Source organism: Amycolatopsis sp. CA-126428 (genome assembly GCF_002904335.1).
GTDB lineage: Bacteria > Actinomycetota > Actinomycetes > Mycobacteriales > Pseudonocardiaceae > Amycolatopsis.
In genome coordinates this window covers 134,437-155,009 of the sequence record NZ_PPHF01000048.1, presented here as the reverse complement: position 1 = coordinate 155,009, position 20,573 = coordinate 134,437, and the positions used below count along the sequence as shown (strand labels likewise).

The following is a 20,573-nucleotide window of genomic DNA, read 5'->3' as shown; positions in this document are numbered from 1 at the left end:
GTGTCCACCGTCACCCACAATCGGTGCGTGACGTTTTCCGCCCGCCGGTGTCCTCCCCCTGAGGAGGTGCCGTGACGACGACTACGCCGCTCGACGACGTGACTCTCGTCGGCCGGGCGCGGGACGGGGACGTCCGGGCCTACGAGCAGCTCGTGCTCCGCTACCAGGGCCCGATGTTCCGGCTCGCCGTCAAGATGCTCGCCCACCGCGGCGACGCCGAAGACGTCGTGCAGGAGGTGTTCCTCAACGCCTGGCGCAAGCTCGGCCAGCTCAGCGAGGACGCCGCGTTCGTCGGCTGGCTCTACCGGGCCACCACGAACCGCTGCCTCAACGCGATCCGCGCGCGCAAGCCCCAGGCCGACGTCGACCTCGACACCGCCGAGTCGCCGCGGGCCGACCTCCAGCCGGAGCGGGCCGCCCAGGTGAGCGGCCAGCTCGCGGCGTTGACCGCGGCGCTGGACCAGCTGACTCCCGAGCAGCGGGCGTGCTGGCTGCTGCGCGAAGTGCACGGCCGGTCCTACGAAGAGATCGGCGAAATCGTCGGCGCGAACGCGACCGCGGTCCGCGGCCGGATCGCACGCGCCCGAGCCCAGCTGGCGGAGGTGATGCGGCCATGGCGATGACGGACTACGAGCTGCCCTGCGAGCGCGATGTCGAGCAGGTGTGGGAGCGGCTCGACGCGGTCGGCGCCGGTTTGGCCGACGAGCACGAACTGACCTGCCCGCACTGCCGGGCCGCGCGCGAGAGCCTGCTGGCCTTGCGCGAGGCCACTTCCGAGCTGGCGGCCACCGAGGACGCGCCGTCGCCGGACCTGTTCGGGCGGATCATGTCGGCGGTGCGCGCCGAGGTGCGGCGCGGCTCGATGGTGCGCCTGCCGACCCCCGAACCCGGGTTCGTCGAGGTCAGCGAGCAGGCGGTGGCGTCGGTGCTGCGGTACGCGGCGGACACCGTCGACGGCGTCCGGGCGCGCCGGTGCCGCCTGCGGCCCGGCCCCGGCGGGGTCGAGGTGGAACTCACCCTCGCGGTGAGCCTGCGGAACGCCACCGGTGGTGCGGCGCTGGCGAAGGTCCGGGAGCGGGTGACCGCGGCGGCCGCGGCCCGCGTGGGCCTGACGCTGGCGAAGCTCGACCTGCTCGTCGACGACCTTTTTGAGGAAGACGCTGTCGAGGAAGACGCGGCCGGGGAGCCAGGGGAATGAGCGCCGGCAGCGCTGATTACGTCATCGCCGATCCGGTGATCGCCGGCGTGGCGGCGCGGGCGGCGATCACCACGCCGGGGGTGGTGCGCCTCGAACCGGGCCTGCGCGGCCTGGTGACGGCGTGGACGCGCGCGGCCCGGCAGCGCTGGCAGGGCCTCGAACCGGCGCCCACGGACGGCGTCCGGGTCCGCACCACCGACGGCCGGGTGAGCGTCCAGATCGACCTCGTCACGGCGGCGGCCGACCAGGCGGCGGCGGTGGGCCGGGCGGTCCAGCGCGCGGTGACGCGGTCCGTGGCCGAGCCGACCGGCCTGGTCGTCGCCGAGGTGACAGTGTCCATCATGGACATCGAGCCGGCGGCCCGGTGACCACCGGCGAAGCCGTCGAGCGGATCGTCGGCGCGCTCGCGGAGGTGGCCGGCTTGCGCCCGGCGACCCCCTCGCTGCCGATGGGCCGGGCGGACACGGCGGTGGACCTGAGCCCGGAGGTGGTCCGGATCCGGCTGATCGCGACCCGGCTGCCGATCCCGCCGCTGCTGGACGAGGCGGTGCGAGCCGTGCGCCCGGTGCTGGCGGGCACGCAGTGGGAGAACGCGCGGCTGCGCCTGGTGGTCACCGACCTCGACGGCGCGGCGTTCACGAGACCCGCGGTGCCGGGTGATCGCCTTCGGTGAAATCCGGCTGCCGCGGCCACGGTCCGGGCGTACCGTCGGGCCACGGAGGAGCCGCCGGAACCGCAGCATCCCGCCGATCCGAACCGGAAGAAACCGGACGGCGCGCCGGACCAGTACCCGCACGAGGAGCCGGCGCAGTACCCGGCGAAGCAGCCGCCGGAATTTCCACCGGGCGTAACCCCTCCGTCACCGCGCAGGTGAACGGGCTGCTCCGCTGGGTTAAACATCACCCGGCTGGGCACTCTCCAGGGCGGACGACCTTGCTCGGCGGAGTAAAGTCGCTGGTAGGGGGATCGGTGGAGGGGGTGCGATGGCGAAGTTCCTGGCTGACGTGACCGTCGCGGTGCATATTCTGGCGCTGCTGCTCATCGGTTTCGGCGGATTCGTGGCGTGGCGCTGGCCGAAGCTGATCTTCGTCCACCTGCTGGGGCTGGCCTGGGGCATCCTGGTCAACGTGGCTCCGGTGGCGTGCCCGTTCACCGCGCTGGAAAACTACTTCCGGCACCAGCAGGGCCTCGGCGACCTGCCCGGCGGGTTCAACGCCTACTACCTGTACGGCACGGTGTTCCCGCAGTCGTGGCTGCCGGCCATCGGCATCGGCGCGATCGCGGTGGTCGCCTACTCCTACGTCGGCGTCTACCACCGCTGGCGCCACCGCCACGACGACGCCCAGGAAGCCCACGTGCGCCCCGTCCACCTCGGCTAGGTCCGTGGCGCCTACAGGCCCCACCCCCAGCGCAGCTGCGTCACACCCGTCGCGTTGTTGGTCTCGAGGCCGCTGCCGCTCTGCCGCGTGATCGAGTACGTGTCCCCGGACCGCAGGCCGGGCCAGTAGACGACACCCATCTGCCGGGACCGCGCCAGGTCCGTGGTGGCGGCGAAGTACGCGGTGAAGTTGTTGCCGTCCTGGTGGCCGGCGGAGTAGTTCAGGCCCGTCGTCATCGGGGCACCGGCCTCGTCGATGATCGTGCGGGACGAGTACGACCCGAGCCGGTTGCTGAGGTTCGTCGTCCACGCCGAACGGGTGGTGTCCGAAGCCCAGAAGCCGTAGAAGTGCAGCGACAGCAGCGTGCCGTCCAGCGCGCTCGCCGCGCCGACGCCGGTCACGTTGTCGTTGTAGCCGGTACCGCTGATCAGCACCCGGCCGCGCGGGATGTTCGCGTGCCGGGACAGCCACGTCGAGCAGAGCGAGACCCAGGCGCTCAGGCTGTAGCCGAACGGCTCGTTCATCGGCTCGAAGTACACGTTGCCGTTGCCGCCGTAGTCGGCGGTGACCTTGTCCCACATGGTGTTCCACGCGCTCGTGTCGTCGACGAAGCCGTCTTTGTTCGCTTCCCAGTAGCCGAAGACGACCTTCATGCCGTGGGACAGGGCCGAGTCCGCGGCGCCCTTGTACCGCCCCCACCAGTCCGAATTGACGCTTTGCGGGTTGATCGGCAGCCGCACGGTGTTCGCGCCCAGCTTCTGCTGGAAGCCGGTGATGATGCCGTCCGCCTTGCCGCGGACGCTGTCGTAGCTGTCCCCGGCGGTGAGGCCGGTCGGGATCACCCAGCCGTCCACGTAGTTGTCGCGGGCGTCCGCCCAGTTGACGCCGCGGAACGCGTTGGTGGCGGCGGACGCGCTCTGCGGGGGCGCGATCAGGGAAACAAGCAGGAGGACAAGCAGGCAGTGACGAAGGCGGGCCATGCGAAGTCCGATGTTCACGTAAACATGCCGGGTCGAGAATCCTCGATGGCCCCCGGGACGTCAAGGGTCAGACGGGGGTGACCTCGACCGGGATTCCGTTCAACACCGACGTTCCGGACGGAACGTCCAGCAACGTCTCGTCGGCGACCAGATTCGAGTTGACGCCGGGGTTCGCGCGCGCCACCCGCGCCCGCGAGCCGTCGACGTCGTGGCCCCAGCCGTGCGGGATGCTGACGACGCCGGGGCGGATCTCGTCGGTCACCTCGACCGGGACCTGCAGTTTTCCGGCGCGGGACGTCACCGACGCGAGGCCGCCGTCGGTGAGGCCCAGGCGCGTCGCGTCGGCGGGGTGGACCTGGATGGTGCACCGGTTGCCGCCGCGGACCAGCGGGGCCAGGTTGTGCATCCACGAGTTGTTCGAGCTCAGGTGCCGCCGCCCGATCAGCACGAGACCGGTTTCCGCGGTCTTCGCGAGTTCTTCCCGCAACCGCGGGACGTCGGCGACGACCGGCTCGGGCGCGAGTTCGATCCGGCCCGAGGCGGTGCACAGGATCTCGGGGATCCGCGGCTGCAGCGGCCCGAAGTCCATCCCGTGCGGCGCGGCTTCGAGGTCGGCCAGCGTGACGTCGTAAGGGCCGGCGCGCAGCAGCAGGTCGACCAGCCGCGCGGGCCCGGTGCGCTCCCCGGCGACGGCGACGTCGAGCCCGTTGCGGCGCGCGGTCTCCCCCGCGACGAAGTCGTCGAGCGCCGTGACGTCGGCCTCCGGGCCCTGACCGGCGACGATGCCGGTGAGCCGCAGCATCGTCTCCCACTCCTGCGGGACCGCGGACGGCAGCGTCGCCGGCGTCCAGTTGGCGACGTTGCGGATGGACAGCTGGTAGAAGGCCAGGTCGAAGTGCGGGCGTTCGAGAGGTGACGGGCCGGGCAGGATGACGTCGGCGTGGCGGGACGTCTCGTTGAGGTAGACGTCGACGGAGATCATGAAGTCGAGGCTGTCCAGCGCGGCGGCCAGCCGCCCGGCGTTCGGCGTGCTCAGGCAGGGGTTGCCGCTGACCGTGATCAGCGCGCGGACTTGGCCCTCGCCCGGGGTTTCGATCTCGTCGGCGAGCGTCGCGACCGGCAGCTCGCCGACGACCTCCGGAAGCCCGCGCACGCGGCTGCGCCAGCGCGCGACGGCGAACGGCCGCCGGTTCCCGGTGGGCTGGCACGCGGCCAGCGGGAACATCGCGCCGCCCGGGGCGTCGAGGTGACCGGTGAGCACGTTGAGGACGTCGACCAGCCAGCTCGCGATGGTGCCGAACGCCTGGGTCGTGGTGCCGATCCGGCCGTAGACCACGGCGTTTTCGGCCTCCGCCAGCTCTCGCGCGAGCCGTCGGATCTCGGCCGCGTCGATGCCGGTGCGCGGGGCGACGGCCTCCGGCGTGAACGGCTGGGCCAGTTCCCGGACGTCGTCGAGGCCGTTGAGGTGTTCCGCCAGCCGTCCCGGGGCGACGAGGTCCTCCGCGAACAGGACGTTGACCAGCGCGAACAGCAGCAGCGCGTCGGTGCCGGGCCGGATGGCGTGGTGTTCGTCGGCGAATTGGGCGGTGCGCGTGCGGCGCGGGTCGACGACGACGATCTTGCCGCCGCGGTCGCGGATCCCGCGCAGCCGCCCGCGGATGTCCGGCGCGGTCATCAGGCTGCCGTTGGAGACGAGCGGGTTGGCGCCGAGGATGAGCAGGTGCCGCGTCCGGTCGAGGTCGGGCACCGGGATGGCGAGCGGGTCGCCGAACATCGTGCCGGACGAGTAGTGCTTCGGCAGCTGGTCGACCGAGGTGGCGCTGTAGAAGTTCTTGGTGCCCAGGGCTTTGTAGAGCACGCGGCCGTAGAGCGTCAGCGCGATGTTGTGCACGCCGGGGTTGCCCGCGTACACCGCGACGGCGTCCCGGCCGTGCTCCTCGATGATCGGCGGGAGCCGGCGGGCGATCTCGTCGTAGGCCTCCTGCCAGCTGACCTCGACGAACTCGCCGTCGCGCTTGAGCAGCGGGGCCGTCAGCCGGTCGGGGTCGTGGTGCAGCGCGCCGAGCGACGCGCCCTTGGGGCAGATGTATCCCTTCGAGAAGACATCCTGTTCGTCCCCTTGGACCCGCGTGACCCGCTGGTTCGCGTCGAGCGTCACCTCCAGGCCGCAGGTGGCTTCGCACAGCGGGCAGGTGAGGTGGGCCGTCGTCATGACCACCGAACATACCGAGCGGTATGTCGATCGGCAAGGCACGATTGCGTCATGGACGTCTCGGCCGCGGAACACGCGGTGACTTCGCGGCACCTGCGCCGGGTGTGGGCGCTGCCCGGCACGGTCCTGGGCCGCAGCCGCTGGCCGGCTTCTGCCGATCAGCGGTTGCACTGGCACTGGAACTACTGGTGGCAGGCGCACCTGCTGGACACCCTGGTCGACGCCCAGGTGCGCGCGCCTTCTCCCGCGCGGCTCACCTTGATCCGCGCGTTCGTGCGGTCGGTGCGGCTGCGCAACTTCGGCCGCTGGACCAACGACTACTACGACGACATCGCGTGGCTCGGCCTTGCGCTGCAACGGGTTTCGTCGTTGGGCATCGACGTCGGCCCGGCGGTGGCGGCGATCGACACCCAGCTCCTGTCGGGCTGGACGCCGGCGGCGGGCGGCGGCATCTGGTGGCGCCGCGGCGACGACTTCAAGAACGCCCCGGCCAACGGACCGGCGGCGATCTTCCACGCCCGGACGGGGAACCTTTCGCGCGCCCGCGAGATGACGTCCTGGCTGACGTCCACTTTGGTCGATCCGGCGTCCGGTCTGGTCTGGGACGGGATCCGCGCGGACACGGGCGAGCTGGTGAAGCACATTTACACGTACTGCCAAGGGGTCTACCTCGGTGCGTGCCTGGAGTTGTCCGAAATGGACAATGCGGCCCGGACGGTGCGGGCGGTGGCCGAGCACCTCGCGCCCGGCGGCGTGCTCCGCGGCCAGGGAGGCGGCGACGGCGGGTTGTTCGCGGCGATCCTGGCCCGCTACCTGGCCTTGGCGGCTCGTGCCCTGCCGGGCCCGGAGGCTTCGGTGGCTCGCTCGCTGGTGCTGACGTCGGCGGAGGGCTGCTGGTCGGGGGCCGCGGCCACGCCGGAGGGTCCGCTGTTCAGCGCGTACTGGGACCGCCCGGCACCGTGGCCATTGCCCGAAGACGCCCCGGAGCGGGACATGTCGGTCCAGGTGGGCGGCTGGATGCTCCTCGAAGCGGCGGCAACGCTGTCGTGAGTGGTAAGGCGGGTTAGAACCCGCCTTACCACTCACGACCTCAGCAGCCGCAGGAAGCGCCGTGGAGGAAGCTCGGGGTCAGCCAGACCGATTCCGGGGGCCGGTCCGGGTCGGCCATGCGGGACATCAGCAGCTGGACCGCCCGGCGGCCCAGGTCCGCGACCGGCTGGACCAGCGTGGTCACCGCCGGGCTCACGTGGCGGGCCCAGTCCATGTCGCCGTACCCCACCACCGCCAGCTCCGAGCCGATGCGGATGCCGCGGCGGTGGGCCTCGTACTGGACGCCCACCAGCATCGACTCGTCCGCCACCACCAGGGCCGTCGGGGATGGCCAGCCGTCGAGGAGCTTGGCCGTCGCGCGGGTGGCGCCGCCTGAGTTCGAGAACCCGCTCTCCACCAGCTCGCGGTTGAAGCGCAGGCCCGCCTGCTCCAGCCCGAGGCGGTAACCGCGGACGCGCTCGCGGCTGACCTCGAGGCTCTCCTCGCCCGAGATCAAGCCGATCTTGCGGTGCCGCCGCTCGGTCAGGTGACGGACCAGGGACGCCACCGCGTGCACGTTCTCCGTGCCCACCTGGTCGACGTCGTTGCGGGCGGCCACGCGATCCAGCAGGACGGTCGGCACGCCCATCCGCACCAGGCCGTTGATCACCGCTTCGTCGCCGGCCGAGGGAACCAGCAGCACGCCGTCCACGAGGTCCGCGCGTAGCGCGCGCACCACCGCCGCTTCTTCGCCCACGGTGTCCTCGGTGTCCGCCAGTACGACGTCGCAGCCCGCCTGCGCCGCGGCCGCCCTGATGGCGCGCAGGAGCTCGCCGGAGTACGGGTGCGCGTGCACCCCCATCGCGACGCCGATCCGGTAGGTGACCGGGGGGTCCCACAACCGGAGGTCCGGCGAAAGTGCGGTCATAAGCCCTCGCAGACGCTCAGCGGAAAGGTATCGGCTGAACGGCCGCGCGGGGATATCAGGAACCCAGATTCACTGAAGTGAGTGAACCGCTGGGCAGCCGCACGACTCGCGGTGACGCAGCGTGGGTGCCAGCCGGACCGTTTCGGCCTTGCGCGCCGGGTCGTTGATGCGGGCCAGCAGCAGCCGCACCGCCTGCCGGCCGATCTCCTCGATCGGCTGCGCCATCGTCGTCAGCGGCGGGTCGACCAGGTCCGCCCACTCGACCTCGTCGTAGACCACCACCGGCAGGTCGCGCCCGATCCGCAGCCCGCGCCGCCGGGCCTCGTGCAGCACCCCGACCATCATGCTGTCGTTCCCGACGACCAGCGCCGTCGGCGGCTCGGGCAGCGCCAGCAGCGTGCTCAACGCCAGCGCGCCGCCCTCACGTGAGGAGTTTCCGCAGGCCACGAGGTCGGACGACCAGGTGAGCCCGGACCGGCCGAGGCCCAGCCGGTAGCCCAGCACCCGCTCCTCGCTCGTCGACAGCCCGGGCACGCCGCTGATCATCCCGATCCGCCGGTGCCCGAGCGTCGCCAGGTGCGCGGTCAGCGCCGACGTCGCCTGGATGTTCTCCGAGCCGACCTGGTCGACGTCGGTGCGGGTGGCCAGCCGGTCGATGAGCACGGTCGGCACGTCCAGGGACACCAGCTCGCCGATCACCGGCCCGTCGCCGGGTGCCGGGGTGATGAGCAGGCCGTCGACGCGCCGGGAGCGCAGCGCCCGCACGGTGTCACGCTCCGTGTCCGCCGCGTCGTGGGTGTCGGCCAGCAGGACGGTGTACCCGTGCGCCGACGCCTCCCGCTCGATCGCCTGCATCAGCGTCGCGAAGTACGGGTTGGCCACCAGGGAGATCGCCATCCCGATCGACCGCGTGCCGCCCGTGACCAGCGAACGCGCGATGGCGTCGCCGGTGTAGCCGGTCGTCTCGATCGCCCGCAGCACCGCCGCCTTGGTGTCCTCGGCGACCGCGCGCGTCCCGTTCACCACGTGCGAGACGGTCGTGATCGACACGCCCGCGAGCTCGGCGATGTCCCGCTGGGTCGGCCGCGAAGACTTCGACTGGGGCATGCCCATCCTTTCCGGCAAGCGTTTGCGCAAACGCTTGCGCGCAGGGAGCAGTCTGTCTACCTTCCCGACCATCGGCAAGCCTCGACACGAACAAAGGCTGGGAATCATGAGACACCGAAGTCTCACCGCGCTCACGCTGGCCGCCGTCCTCGCCGCGACGACCGGGTGCACGGTCGAGCGCCACTGGGGTGGCAACACCAACACGGGCGGGAGCGGCAAGGCGAAGGTCGGCCTGGTCACCAAGACCGACACCAACCCCTACTTCGTGGAACTCCGCAACTCCGCCAGAGCGGCCGCGCAGGCCAACGGCGCCGACTTCAGCGCGCTCGCCGGCCAGTTCGACGGCGACAACGACGGCCAGGTCCGCGCCATCGAGAACCTCCGCCAGCAGGGCGCGAACACGATCCTGATCACGCCCAGCTCGTCCACCGGCGTGCTGAAGGCGATCAAGGATGCCCGCGACGCCGGTGTCCTGGTGATCGCTCTCGACACCGCCACCGAACCGCCGGACGCGGTCGACGCCACCTTCGCCACCGACAACTTCGCGGCCGGCGAGCAGCAGGGCGCCTACGTCAAGGCCTCGCTCAAGGGCGTCCCGGCCAAGCTGCTGATGGTCGACGGGACCGCGGGCAGCTCGGTCGACACCCAGCGCCACGGCGGTTTCCTCAAGGGCATCGGGCTGACCGACGGCTCGCCGGAGATCAAGGGCCACACGGCGGCCAACGGCGACCAGAGCCTCGCCCAGCAGGGCATGGAGAACCTGCTGCAGCGCAGCACCGACATCAACGCCGTCTACTCGATGAACGAGCCGATGGGCCGCGGCGCGTACGCGGCGTTGAAGGGGCGCGGGCTCACCGGGCAGATCGTGATGGGCTCGATCGACGGCGGCTGTGAAGGCGTCCAGAACGTCAAGGACGGCCAGTTCGCCGCCACCGTCATGCAGTTCCCGAAGAAGATGGCCGAGCAGGGCGTGCTCGCCGCCGTCGAGTACGCCAGGACCGGGAAGAAGCCGTCCGGGTTCGTGAACACCGGGTCCGCCGTGATCACCGACAAGCCCCTGCCCGGCATCGAGAGCCACGACTCGGCCTGGGGCCTGCAGAACTGCTGGGGAGGCGCACGGTGACATCTACAAACGCGACAACAGCGACCGCGGTGTCTACAAGGGACACCAAGGACCGTGAATCACTCGGTGACTTCCTCCTCCGCGCCCCTGCGGTCGGCCCGGCGCTCGCGCTGATCGTCGCCATCGTGGTGTTCTCGCTGGCCACGGACACGTTCTTCGACCTCGACAACCTGTCCACGGTGGTCCAGCAGTCGCTGGTCGTCGGGACGCTCGCGCTGGGCCAGACGCTCGTCATCCTCATCGCGGGCATCGACCTGTCCAACGCGGCCTCGATGGTCGTCGCGACGCTGATCATGGCGAAGCTCGCCGCGGCCGGCACGAACGGCTTCGTCGCGCTGCTCGCCGGAGTGGTGCTGACGATCATCGTCGGCATCTTCATCGGCGGCCTCGCGACGCGGATCAAGCTGCCGGCGTTCATCATCACGCTCGGCACGTTCACCATGCTGACCGCGGTGTCGAAGCTGATCGCCGGCGGCCAGGCCGTGCCGGTGACCGACGGGGTGCTGCAGTGGCTGGGCACCAAGCGCTACCTCTTCGGCGGCATCCCGATCACCTACGGCATGACGCTGGCGCTGCTGATGTACCTCGGCGTCTGGTACGCGCTCACGAAAACGGCGTGGGGCAAGCACGTCTACGCGGTCGGCAACGCGCCGGAGTCCGCGCGGCTGTCCGGCATCAAGGTCAACCGCACGGTGCTTTCGGTGTACATCGTCGCCGGGCTGACCTTCGGCATCGCCGCCTGGCAGGCGCTCGGCCGGACGCCGAACGCCGACCCGAACCAGTTCCAGCTCGGCAACCTCGACTCGATCACCGCCGTCGTCCTCGGCGGGACGAGCCTGTTCGGCGGCCGCGGCTCGGTGCTCGGCACGCTGATGGGCGCGCTGGTCGTGGCGGTGCTGCGGTCGGGGCTGACGCAGATGAACGTCGACGGCAACTACCAGGACCTCGCCACCGGCGCCCTGCTCATCGCCGCCGTCGTGGTGGACCGCATCGCGAGGAGGCAGCAGCAGTCATGAGTGAACCCATCCTCCAGGCTCGCGGACTGGTCAAGCGCTACGGCCGGGTGACCGCCATCGACGGCGCCGACTTCGACCTCCTGCCCGGCGAGGTGCTCGCCGTGGTCGGCGACAACGGCGCCGGGAAGTCGTCGCTCATCAAAGCCCTGTCCGGCGCGGTGATCCCCGACGAGGGCGAGATCAAAGTGGACGGCAGGACCGTCCACTTCAAGTCCCCTTTGGACGCTCGCCACTACGGGATCGAGACGGTGTACCAGGATCTCGCCGTCGCGCCCGCGCTCGACATCGCGTCGAACATGTTCCTGGGCCGGGAAAAGCGGCTCAAGGGGCCGCTCGGGCTGTTCCGCAAGCTCGACACCGCGACCATGCGGTCGGAGGCGCAGCGGATCCTCGACGAGCTGGGCATCAACATCAAGTCGATCAGCCAGCCCGTCGAGACGCTCTCCGGTGGCCAGCGCCAGGGCGTCGCCGTGGCCCGCGCGGCCGCGTTCGGCACCAAGGCCGTGATCATGGACGAGCCCACCGCCGCTCTCGGCGTCGCCGAATCCGGCAAGGTGCTCGACCTGATCGGCCGGATCCGCGACCGCGGGCTGCCGGTCGTGCTGATCAGCCACAACATGCCGCACGTGTTCGACATCGCCGACCGCATCCACGTGCACCGCCTCGGCAAGCGCGTCGCGGTCGTCTCGCCGAAGACGCACTCGATGAACCAGGTCGTCGGCCTGCTCACGGGTGCCCTGCGGCTCAACGAGAACGGCGAAGTGGAAGAGGCCGCCGCGGCGACGCATGTGGCCGGCTTGAAATGAGAGTGCTGCTGGCGGGCTTGTGCACGGTGGACGTCGTCCAGCGGGTCGACGAGCTTCCGGCGCCGGGCGAAAAGGTGCAGTCACTGCGGGTGGACGTCGCGGCCGGGGGACCCGCGACGAACGCCGCGGTGACGGCGGCCGCGCTCGGTGCCGAGGCGACCCTGCTGACCGTCCTCGGTGCGCACCCGCTGGCGGCGCTCGCCCGCGCCGACCTCGAAGCCCACGGCGTCCGGGTCGTCGACCTGGCCCCCGAAAACCCCGAGCCGCCGCCGGTCAGCGCGGTCGCCGTCCGCGACCGCGACGGCGAGCGGACGGTCGTCTCCCGCAACGCGGCGGGCTCCGAAGCGACCTGGAGCGGCACGGTCGACGCGGACGTGGTGCTCGTCGACGGCCACCACCCGGGCCTCGCGCTGTCCGTCGCCCGGGCGGCCGGGGACGTCCCGGTCGTGCTCGACGCCGGCAGCTGGAAACCCGTCCTCGACGAGCTCCTCCCGCTGGTCGACGTGGCCGCGTGCTCCGCGCACTTCACCGCGCCGGAGCCCGGCCTGCACGAACGCGGCGTCCCCACCGTCATCACCACCGCGGGCGCCGGCCCGGTGCGCTGGTCCACAGCGGACGGCGGCTCGGGTGAGGTGCCTGTTCCCGCGGCCGAAGCGCGGGACACACTAGGGGCGGGCGACGTCTGGCACGGCGCGCTCGCCGTGGCCGTGACGCGCGAACGGACGGTGACGGACCGGATCCGCTTCGCCAACGAGGTGGCCGCCGAACGGGTGCGGCATGTGGGACCGCGGTCGTGGACGACCGCGATCGCAGGAAGGAACAGGACATGACGGCGTTCGACGACCTGCTGGCCAGGGCCGAGGGGCTGACCGTGCGCGGGCAGCGCAACGTGCTCGGCATCATCGGCTCGCCCGCGTCCGGCAAGACCACGCTCGCCTGGGCGCTGGCCAACGCGCTCGGTTCGCGCGCGGCGGTGGTCGGCATGGACGGCTTCCACCTCGCGCAGGTCGAGCTGCGCCGGCTCGGCCGCACCGAGCGCAAGGGCGCCCCGGACACGTTCGACGCCGCGGGCTACTACCACCTGATCCGCCGCCTGGCCGAAGGCCGCGAAACGGTGTACGCGCCGGAGTTCCGCCGCGAGATCGAGGAACCGATCGCCGGGGCCGTCGCGGTGCCGCCGGAGGTCCAGCTCGTCATCACCGAGGGCAACTACCTGCTGCTCCCGGATGACCCGTGGAGCGCGATCCGCCCGCTGCTCACCGAGGCCTGGTTCCTCGCACCGGACGAGCCCGAGCGCATCGAACGGCTCGTGTCGCGCCACCGCCGCTACGGCCGTTCGCTGGTGGAGGCCCGGCAGCGCGCGCTCGGCTCGGACCAGCGCAACGCCGACCTCATCTCGCAGACGCGCGACCGCGCCGACCTGGTGCTGGAGAACCTGCCGCTGGCGAACTTCGCGATTTGACCCTCGTCGTCACCGGCGGCAGCCGCGGGATCGGCGCGGCGATCTGCGCGCTGGCCGCCGCGCGGGGCCACGACGTCGTCGTGAACTACTCCGGCGACCCGGCGCCCGCCGAAGCCGTCGCCGAGCAGGTGCGTGCCGCGGGACGGCAAGCGCTGCCGTTCCGCGCGGACGTCTCCGACGAGGACGACGTCCGCGCGCTGTTCGCCGCGGCGGCCGAGCTGGGCCCGGTGACCGGCCTGGTCAACAACGCGGCGATCGTCGGCAACACCCCGGGGCGGCTCGAGGACTACGCGGTCGGCGTCGTCCGGCGCACCCTCGACGTCAACGTGACCGGAGTGTTCCTGTGCTGCCGCGAGGCGGTCCGCCGGATGTCGGCCCGCCACGGTGGCGACGGCGGCGCGATCGTCAACATCTCCTCGACGGCGGCCCGCACCGGCTCGGCCGGCGAGTGGGTGCACTACGCGGCATCGAAGGCCGCCGTGGACACGCTTACTTTCGGGCTGGCGCAGGAGGTTGCGGCGGACGGCATCCGGGTCAACGCCGTCCGGCCCGGCATGATCGACACGGGCCTGCACGCGGCCGCGGGCCTGCCGGACCGGATGGCCAAGTACGCGCCGCAGATTCCGCTGGGCCGGCCCGGTCGGCCGACGGAAATCGCCGAGGCGGTGGTGTTCCTGCTGTCGGAGGCGTCATCGTTCACGACCGGTGCGGTTTTGGAGGTCGGCGGCGGCCGTTGATCCTTGTGAACCGGCATTTCCCGGCTTTCGTGTGGTGAGCGTTCCCGGAACCGCGCGAAAGGTGAACAACAATGCGAACATTCGAGCTGCCCGTTTCGGTGGGTGGGACGACAGTCGATCGGATACTGGGTAAGCAACTGGTCCGGACCTGGGAGGACGACGGGATCTTCCAGGTCGCCGCCACCGCCGAGCAGGACCGCATCACCGGCGAAGCACTCGCCGCGAGCCGGCGGTTCTTCGCGAGATCCCTGCCGGAGAAAGCAAAACTCGTCAGCGACCTGACCTACAGCGGCTACATCGCCTCCGGTGAAGAAGTGACCGCGGGCGAGGCCGACTATTCCGAGATCTTCACGGTGTGCCCGGACATCCCGCTCACCGACACCCGCGTCACCGGAGGCTGGCCGTGCCACGGCCCGGTGCCGTGGCCGGACGAGGGCTACCGGACGGCGATGAAGGCCCACCTCCGCGAGGTCGGCGAAATCGGCGAGAAGCTCCTGAAACTCGTCGCGCTCGGGCTGGGCGTGGAGATCGACACGCTGACCCGGCTCACCCGGGACGGCTGGCACCACATGCGAGTGCTGCGGTTCCCGGCCCGGTCCACGACCACCGAACGCGGGATCGGCGCGCACACCGACTACGGCCTGCTCGTGATCGCCGCGCAGGACGACGTCGGCGGGCTCTTCATCCGGCCGCCGGTGCCCGGGGAACCGCGTCGCCGCAACTGGCTTCCGGAAGAAAGCACGGCCGGGATGTACCAGGACGACGAGCCGTGGCACTTCGTCGAACCCGAACCGGCGGTGTTCACCGTCTTCCCCGGCGACATCATGCAGTTCCTCACCGGCGGCCGGCTCCTGTCGACGCCGCACAAGGTGCGGCTCGCGGACCGGGAGCGGTACACGCTGGCGTACTTCCACGAGCCGTCGTTCGGCGTCACCGTCCGCCCGCTGGCCGGCGGCGACGAGGGCATCCACTACGGCACGCACTTCACGAACATGTTCACCCGCTGCTACCCGGACCGGGTGACGACCAAGCGCATCCACGAGGAGGACCGGATGCGGCTGCTCAGCCAGTGAGTGTCACCGGCGGTCACCATCCGTAAGACGGGTGTGACCGCCGGTAGGTCCCGTCCGCCTGCTGAGACGGCCGGAGACGGCGAGATCACGATCGGACCGGGAACTTGGTCACCTCGGTTTCGGCGATCGAACGCTGTGCAACTCTGGGGAAGCCGCCACCGGAAAGGACGGCTTCGGAAGCCATGGCCAAACTCATGTCCGTGCACCACCTGGCGCTCACCGTGACCGACGTGGACCGCAGCGTGCCGTGGTACGTGCGCGTTCTCGACCTCGAAGAGGTCACCCGGCGCGAAGAACCGGACACGGGGCTGCGCAAGGTCGTGCTGCGGTCCGCCGGGGACGAGTTCTCCGTGGTCCTGGTGCAGCACGCGGACACCGGGCGCCGCGGGTTCGACGAACGCCGGACCGGCCTGGACCACGTCGCCTTCCGGGTGCACTCGGCCGCCGAGCTGGCCGAATGGGAGAGCCGGCTGCAGGAGTTCGGCGTCTCGTACACGCCGGTCGCGCCGTCGCGCACCTTCGAGGGCTCGCGCGTGATCGTGTTCCGCGATCCCGACGGCATCCAGCTCGAAATCTGGACCGATCCGCAGCTCTGACGACTGTGACATCCGGGGCTTCGCCCCGGGCCGGGGGCTCCGCCACCCGGACCCCCGCAAGACTGCTCAGGCGCGCGCGTTGCTGTCGTCCGGCGCGTCCACCGGGCGGCGCATCTCCTGGCGGTAGCGCAGCACGCCGTACCCGGTGCCGAACACGAAGAACGCGATGCTGACCCACAGCGCCGCCGTCTTCAGCCACGGCAGCGCGTCGAGCAGGCCGGCGCCGTAGTAGCCGAGCAGCACCAGCGTCGGCACCCAGAGCAGCCCGCCCAGCGTCGTCGCCACCAGGAACCGGCGCTTGTCCATCCGGGCGGCGCCCGCGATCAGCGGGGCCAGCGTGCGGATCCACGGGATCCAGCGGGCCGCCACGATCGCGAAGAACCCCCGCCGGTCCAGGAACCGTTGCGCGCGCTCGAGGTTGTGGCGGTTCAGCACCTTGCCGTCGCGGCGGGCGATCAGCTTCGTCCCGCTCTTGCGGCCGATGTAGTAGCCGATCTGGTTGCCGAGGACAGCGACGATCAGCGCGGCCCCCGACAGGAACCACGCGTTGGCGTCCGAACCGTGCTGCGCGAGCACCACGCCCGCCCCGAACAGGAGCGAGTCGCCGGGCAGGAACAGCCCGACGATCAGCGCGCACTCGACCAGCACGAAGCTCAGCACGATCACCCAGACGAGCAGCGGTCCGGCGGTGTCCAGCCAGCTCACGCCGACGCCCGCGGCCTCGATGCTCACGACGTTCACACCGCGAGCCTACGTGGCCCGGGTGAACGGGCCACGGCGAACGGGCAAATCGAACTTGCCCGAAGATTCAGCTCTCACCAACGGTGAAGGCCCCCTCACCAGCGGTGAGAGGGCCTCCGGAGGAGCGTGCTTCAGAACTGCGGCAAGGTTTCGCCCTGCACCGCTTCGACGTCCAGCTCGATCTTCACCGTCGTGCCGACCGCCGCGACACCGGCCCGCACCATCGCGCTGTAGTTGATCGCGAAGTCGTTCCGGTGCAGCGTCGTCTCGGCGTGGAACGCGACGCGCACGCCGCCCCACGGGTCCGGGCCCCAGCCGCCGTAGGTCAGCTCGAGCTCGACCTCGCGGCGCTCGCCGTGCAGCGTCAGCTCGCCCAGCAGCGTCCACGAGTCCGCGCCGCGCTGGCGCAGTCCCGTGCTGGTGAAGGTGATCACCGGGTGCACGTCGACGTCGAGGAAGTCCGGCGAGCGCAGGTGGTCGTCCCGCATCCGGATGCCGGTGTCGATGCTCGCCGCCTTGATCTCGGCGTGCACCGACGACCGCTCGGCCGGGCGGCCGATCTCGATCCGGCCGGAGACGTCCGGGAACCGCGCCTTGATGCTCGCGATGCCCAGGTGCCGCGCGGTCGCGACCACCGACGTGTGCATCGGGTCGATCACCCACGGCCCGGCGGGCGGCAGCTCGATCGCCTCGGCGACCGGGGCCAGCACGACGTCACCGAGCGAGCCGCTGCCGTCCGAGGCGATCTGGGCCGTCCGGGCGACCGGGGTGTACCCGGCCCCCGTGACGACGGCCGTGTACACACCCGGCGCCAGCGCGTCGGTGACGACTTCCCCGCGGACGTCGGCCGCCTGCCGGGCGACCTGCCGCCCGGCCGGGTCGGTGACGGTGAGCACCGCGTGCTCCACCGCCCAGCCCTCGGCCGTGCGGAAGGTCGCGCGCAAGCCGGTCATGAGCGGTCGACCAGCTCGTCGAGGGCCTGGTCGTAGCTCAGCCGGACGTCGTGGTCCGCTTCGCCGCCGGTCAGCTCCACCTGGCTGGTCGCCGGCGGGTAGCCGCTCGCGACCACGGTGTACGCGCCCGCGGGCAGGTCGCTGACCACGTACCGGCCTTCGCCGTCGGTCCGCGCGACCGCCGCCACGTTGCCTTCGGCGTCGAGCACGGTGATCCGCGCGTCCGGGACCACCCGGTCGCCCTCGGTCCGCGCGGTGCCGGCGAGCAGCACCGAGCTGGCGAGCTCGACGTCGTGGCGCAGGACGCCGCTGTCGGGCACGGTCAGCGTCACCGCGAAGGGCCGGTAGCCCGCGCCGCTGGCGACCAGGGTGTACGCCCCGGCGCCGACCCCGACGAAGGCGTAGGTGCCGTCCGCGGTCGTGATGAACGCGCCGTTCACCTCGCCGCGGCCGTCGGTCAGCGTCACCGTCACGTTCGGCAGCGGCTGGCCGGTCGCGGCCGCCCGCACGGTGCCGGTCAGCTCGCCGGACCCGGTGAGCGTGACGTCGACCGTCGCCGGCCCGTTGCTGATCACGACGCTGGAGGCCTGCGGCTGGTGGCCGTGCGCCGACACGATGAGCACGTACGCGCCCGGGCCCTGGCTGGGCACCGAGTAGCTGCCGTCGGGGGCCCCGGTGGCCCGCGCGACCTGGCGGCCGCGCTGGTCGATCAGGGTCAGCGCCGCGCCGGAGACGTGGCTGCCGTCCTGGCGCCGGACGTGGCCGGTCACCGGCAGGCCACCCGCGCCGACCGGGGTGTCGACCTCGGAGTCCGCGACGGAGTTCGTGATCGGCATCGGCAGCGCGCCGGAAACGGCCTGGTAGTCACCGTGCCCGTTGGTGCTCAGCGCGTGCTTCCCGCCGCCCACGAGAGCCGGCTCGCGGTCGACCGGCTTGACCGGCTCGACGATCTCGGTCGGCGCGTCCGCGAAGTCGTCCTCCTCGAGCAGCGCCTCGCCGCCCTCCATGGCCGCCGCGGCCGGGGCCGCGTTGGTCAGCGGGATCTCCTTCATGAACAGGAGGACCACCGTGGCCAGCAGGGCCACCGCACCGGCGATGTAGAACACCGTGGTGATCGACTCGGTGAAGCCGATCAGGATCGGCGTCTTGATCGCCTCCGGCAGGGACTGGATCACGCTGGTGTTCTCGGACAGGTTGCCGACGCTCGCACCGGCGCCGGCCGGCAGCTGCCCCCCGAACGCCTTCGTGATGTTCGGCATCAGCGTGTTGAACAGGACGGTCAGGAAGATCGCGACACCGGCGGTACCACCGATCTGGCGGAAGAACGTCGCCGACGCGGTCGAGACGCCCATGTCACTGCGCGGGCCCGCGTTCTGCACCGCGATGATCAGCGTCTGCATGCACTGGCCGAGGCCGAGGCCGATGATGGCGGCCGCGACCAGCGGGTGCCACACCGGCGAGTCGTATTCGACCTGCGCGAAGAAGAACGCACCGGCGGCGATCATCAGGGTGCCCACGATCGGGAAGACCTTGTAGCGACCGGTCTTGCCGGTGATCCGCCCGGAGACGATCGAGCTGGTCATGATGCCCGCCATCAGCGGCAGCATCAGCAGCCCGGACTCGGTCGGCGTGTAGCCCTGCACGACCTGCATGAACTGCGGGATCATGGTGATCGCACCGAACATCGCGACACCGACGATGACACCGCCGATGATCGCCACGGTGAACGTCGAGTTCTTGAACAGCCGCAGCGGGATCAGCGCGGCGTCCTTCATCCACCGTTCGACCGCGATGAACGCGATCACGCCGACGCCGCCGACGACGTAGCAGAGGATCGACTTGCCGTCGCCCCAGCCCCACTTCTGGCCCTGCTCGGCGACGATCAGGAACGGCACGACCGCGACGACCAGAGCGAGGGCGCCCCACCAGTCGATCTTGTGCTTCTGCGGGATGTGCGGCACGTTGAGCACCCGGGCGACGACGAACAGCGCGAGGATGCCGATCGGGACGTTGATCAAGAAGACCCAGCGCCAGCCGTGGATGTCGTAGCCGAAGATGCTGCCGGCGTGCTCGATGCCGGCGAAGAAGCCGCCCAGCACCGGGCCCAGCACGGTGGACAGGCCGAACACCGCGAGGATGTAGCCCTGGTACTTGGCCCGTTCCCGGGGCGGCACGATGTCGCCGAGGATGGTCATGGCCAGCGACATCAGACCGCCGGCGCCGAGGCCCTGCACGGCGCGGAACGCGGCCAGCTGGTACATCGACTGTGCGAAGGCCGAGGCCAGCGAACCGGCGACGAAGATCGTGATCGCGGCCAGGTAGAACGGCTTGCGGCCGTAGATGTCCGACAGCTTGCCGTAGATCGGCGTGACGATCGTCGAGGTGATCAGGTACGCCGTGGTCGCCCAGGCCTGCAGGTCGAAGCCGTGCAGGTCGTTGGCGATCTTGACGATCGACGTGCCGACGATCGTCTGGTCGAGCGCGGCGAGGAACATGCCGCACATCAGGCCGCTCAGGATCGTGACGATCTGGCGGTGGCTCAGCCGTGGTGGTTCCTTCGCCACGACTTGTTGTTCGACGGTGGTGCTCATGCGTTGGCCCCCTTGGCCGGTGCACCGGCGGACGCGTGCGCGTCGGCCAGCTGTGGAGAGTGGTTCTCGATACCTGTGTTGAGCCGGCCGAACAGGCGGTTCAGGGTCTGGATCTCCCCGTCGGTCCAGTCCCCGAGCACCTCGGCCAGCCATTGGTTGCGGTTCTTGCGGTTCTCTTCGAACACCCGCATGCCCTCGGTCGTCGGCGCGAGCAGGCAGGCACGCCCGTCTTCCGGGTCGGCCTGGCGCTCGACCAGCCCGTGTTGTACGAGCGAGCTCGACTGCCGGCTGATCGTGGAGATCTCGGAGTGGAGCGACTCGGCCAGCTTGCTGGTGCGCTGCGGGCCCTCGTGGATGAGGGTGAAGAGGATCGCGTACGCCGCCCGTTCGATGCCGTCCGGACCCTGCTTGGAGACCTGCGACTTCGCCTTGTTGATCAGCCGGACCAGGCGCACGAGCTCGTGCCCGAGCTGGTCGGCGAGGTCCAGCTCGGCCGTGGGCCGGGTGGCGGAGTTGTTCGGTGCCATGGTCATCCTTCACGGCGTTGGTTGGCGGCTGCAACTAGTTGCCTCAGGCAAGGATGTGCCTTCACTAGCGGTTATGCAAGCGGAGTACCTCGTGATGTGGCAGAACACACTTTAG

22 protein-coding genes are annotated in these 20,573 nt (G+C 71.0%); 14 read left to right on the top strand and 8 right to left on the bottom strand.

Annotated elements, in window-relative coordinates; translation table 11 throughout:
* The first annotated feature begins 71 nt into the window (after positions 1 to 71).
* The 5 genes from C2L58_RS13960 (at position 72) to C2L58_RS13940 (ending at position 2,577) form a co-directional block, all read left to right on the top strand.
* Positions 72 to 623: an RNA polymerase sigma factor gene (locus C2L58_RS13960; protein WP_103337997.1), complete on the top strand. Its 552-nt coding sequence runs from the start codon at positions 72 to 74 to the stop codon at positions 621 to 623.
* Positions 614 to 1,198, top strand: a complete 585-nt coding sequence (locus C2L58_RS13955; protein ID WP_103337996.1) for a hypothetical protein — start codon at positions 614 to 616, stop codon at positions 1,196 to 1,198. The genes C2L58_RS13960 and C2L58_RS13955 overlap by 10 nt, the downstream gene beginning before the upstream one ends.
* Positions 1,195 to 1,566, top strand: coding sequence for an Asp23/Gls24 family envelope stress response protein (locus C2L58_RS13950; protein ID WP_103337995.1), 372 nt, complete (start codon positions 1,195 to 1,197; stop codon positions 1,564 to 1,566). Before C2L58_RS13955 ends, C2L58_RS13950 begins: the two co-directional genes overlap by 4 nt.
* Positions 1,563 to 1,871, top strand: a complete 309-nt coding sequence (locus C2L58_RS13945; RefSeq protein ID WP_103337994.1) for a hypothetical protein — start codon at positions 1,563 to 1,565, stop codon at positions 1,869 to 1,871. The genes C2L58_RS13950 and C2L58_RS13945 overlap by 4 nt, the downstream gene beginning before the upstream one ends.
* Positions 1,872 to 2,181: 310 nt before the next feature.
* Positions 2,182 to 2,577 carry a DUF2784 domain-containing protein gene (locus C2L58_RS13940; RefSeq protein WP_103337993.1) on the top strand — a complete coding sequence of 132 codons (396 nt, stop codon included), beginning with the start codon at positions 2,182 to 2,184 and terminating at the stop codon, positions 2,575 to 2,577.
* 11 nt (positions 2,578 to 2,588) lie between these two features.
* Here C2L58_RS13940 and C2L58_RS13935 read toward each other — a convergent pair whose 3' ends face one another.
* Positions 2,589 to 3,557, bottom strand: coding sequence for a cellulase family glycosylhydrolase (locus C2L58_RS13935; RefSeq protein WP_103337992.1), 969 nt, complete (start codon positions 3,555 to 3,557; stop codon positions 2,589 to 2,591).
* A 67-nt stretch (positions 3,558 to 3,624) separates the two neighbouring features.
* Positions 3,625 to 5,769 carry a molybdopterin-dependent oxidoreductase gene (locus C2L58_RS13930; RefSeq protein WP_199191259.1) on the bottom strand — a complete coding sequence of 715 codons (2,145 nt, stop codon included), beginning with the start codon at positions 5,767 to 5,769 and terminating at the stop codon, positions 3,625 to 3,627.
* 51 nt (positions 5,770 to 5,820) lie between these two features.
* Here C2L58_RS13930 and C2L58_RS13925 point away from each other — a divergent pair, with 51 nt between their 5' ends.
* Positions 5,821 to 6,819 carry a glycoside hydrolase family 76 protein gene (locus tag C2L58_RS13925; protein WP_103337990.1) on the top strand — a complete coding sequence of 333 codons (999 nt, stop codon included), beginning with the start codon at positions 5,821 to 5,823 and terminating at the stop codon, positions 6,817 to 6,819.
* Between the two features lie 40 nt (positions 6,820 to 6,859).
* Here C2L58_RS13925 and C2L58_RS13920 read toward each other — a convergent pair whose 3' ends face one another.
* Together C2L58_RS13920 and C2L58_RS13915 are read right to left on the bottom strand one after the other, a co-directional pair.
* Positions 6,860 to 7,726, bottom strand: a complete 867-nt coding sequence (locus tag C2L58_RS13920) for a LacI family DNA-binding transcriptional regulator (protein ID WP_103337989.1) — start codon at positions 7,724 to 7,726, stop codon at positions 6,860 to 6,862.
* Between the two features lie 69 nt (positions 7,727 to 7,795).
* Positions 7,796 to 8,833 (bottom strand): LacI family DNA-binding transcriptional regulator, encoded by a 1,038-nt coding sequence (locus C2L58_RS13915; RefSeq protein ID WP_103337988.1) that lies wholly within the window; start codon positions 8,831 to 8,833, stop codon positions 7,796 to 7,798.
* Positions 8,834 to 8,939: 106 nt separating this feature from the next.
* Here C2L58_RS13915 and C2L58_RS13910 point away from each other — a divergent pair, with 106 nt between their 5' ends.
* The 8 genes from C2L58_RS13910 (at position 8,940) to C2L58_RS13875 (ending at position 15,646) form a co-directional block, all read left to right on the top strand.
* Positions 8,940 to 9,956 (top strand): substrate-binding domain-containing protein, encoded by a 1,017-nt coding sequence (locus C2L58_RS13910; protein WP_103337987.1) that lies wholly within the window; start codon positions 8,940 to 8,942, stop codon positions 9,954 to 9,956.
* Between the two features lie 29 nt (positions 9,957 to 9,985).
* Positions 9,986 to 10,972: an ABC transporter permease gene (locus C2L58_RS13905; protein WP_103337986.1), complete on the top strand. Its 987-nt coding sequence runs from the start codon at positions 9,986 to 9,988 to the stop codon at positions 10,970 to 10,972.
* A complete protein-coding gene (locus C2L58_RS13900; protein WP_103337985.1) occupies positions 10,969 to 11,778 on the top strand; it encodes an ATP-binding cassette domain-containing protein in 810 nt (269 codons plus the stop codon). Before C2L58_RS13905 ends, C2L58_RS13900 begins: the two co-directional genes overlap by 4 nt.
* Positions 11,775 to 12,608, top strand: coding sequence for a PfkB family carbohydrate kinase (locus C2L58_RS13895; protein ID WP_199191258.1), 834 nt, complete (start codon positions 11,775 to 11,777; stop codon positions 12,606 to 12,608). Before C2L58_RS13900 ends, C2L58_RS13895 begins: the two co-directional genes overlap by 4 nt.
* Positions 12,605 to 13,240: a nucleoside/nucleotide kinase family protein gene (locus C2L58_RS13890; RefSeq protein WP_013230842.1), complete on the top strand. Its 636-nt coding sequence runs from the start codon at positions 12,605 to 12,607 to the stop codon at positions 13,238 to 13,240. The genes C2L58_RS13895 and C2L58_RS13890 overlap by 4 nt, the downstream gene beginning before the upstream one ends.
* Positions 13,237 to 13,977 (top strand): SDR family oxidoreductase, encoded by a 741-nt coding sequence (locus tag C2L58_RS13885; RefSeq protein WP_103337983.1) that lies wholly within the window; start codon positions 13,237 to 13,239, stop codon positions 13,975 to 13,977. Before C2L58_RS13890 ends, C2L58_RS13885 begins: the two co-directional genes overlap by 4 nt.
* A 71-nt stretch (positions 13,978 to 14,048) precedes the next feature.
* Positions 14,049 to 15,050: an isopenicillin N synthase family dioxygenase gene (locus C2L58_RS13880; protein ID WP_103337982.1), complete on the top strand. Its 1,002-nt coding sequence runs from the start codon at positions 14,049 to 14,051 to the stop codon at positions 15,048 to 15,050.
* 182 nt (positions 15,051 to 15,232) lie between these two features.
* Positions 15,233 to 15,646, top strand: a complete 414-nt coding sequence (locus C2L58_RS13875; protein ID WP_013230839.1) for a VOC family protein — start codon at positions 15,233 to 15,235, stop codon at positions 15,644 to 15,646.
* Positions 15,647 to 15,712: 66 nt separating this feature from the next.
* Here C2L58_RS13875 and C2L58_RS13870 read toward each other — a convergent pair whose 3' ends face one another.
* From C2L58_RS13870 to C2L58_RS13855, 4 genes are all read right to left on the bottom strand, one after another.
* The gene (locus tag C2L58_RS13870) at positions 15,713 to 16,387 is read right to left on the bottom strand and encodes a DedA family protein (RefSeq protein ID WP_103337981.1); all 675 of its coding nucleotides are present in this window, start codon (positions 16,385 to 16,387) and stop codon (positions 15,713 to 15,715) included.
* 131 nt (positions 16,388 to 16,518) lie between these two features.
* On the bottom strand, positions 16,519 to 17,340 hold the full coding sequence (locus tag C2L58_RS13865; protein ID WP_103337980.1) for a YceI family protein: 822 nt from the start codon (positions 17,338 to 17,340) through the stop codon (positions 16,519 to 16,521).
* Positions 17,337 to 19,931 carry an MFS transporter gene (locus tag C2L58_RS13860; protein ID WP_103337979.1) on the bottom strand — a complete coding sequence of 865 codons (2,595 nt, stop codon included), beginning with the start codon at positions 19,929 to 19,931 and terminating at the stop codon, positions 17,337 to 17,339. The genes C2L58_RS13865 and C2L58_RS13860 overlap by 4 nt, the downstream gene beginning before the upstream one ends.
* Positions 19,928 to 20,458, bottom strand: coding sequence for a MarR family winged helix-turn-helix transcriptional regulator (locus tag C2L58_RS13855; RefSeq protein ID WP_103337978.1), 531 nt, complete (start codon positions 20,456 to 20,458; stop codon positions 19,928 to 19,930). The genes C2L58_RS13860 and C2L58_RS13855 overlap by 4 nt, the downstream gene beginning before the upstream one ends.
* Positions 20,459 to 20,573: the final 115 nt, after the last annotated feature.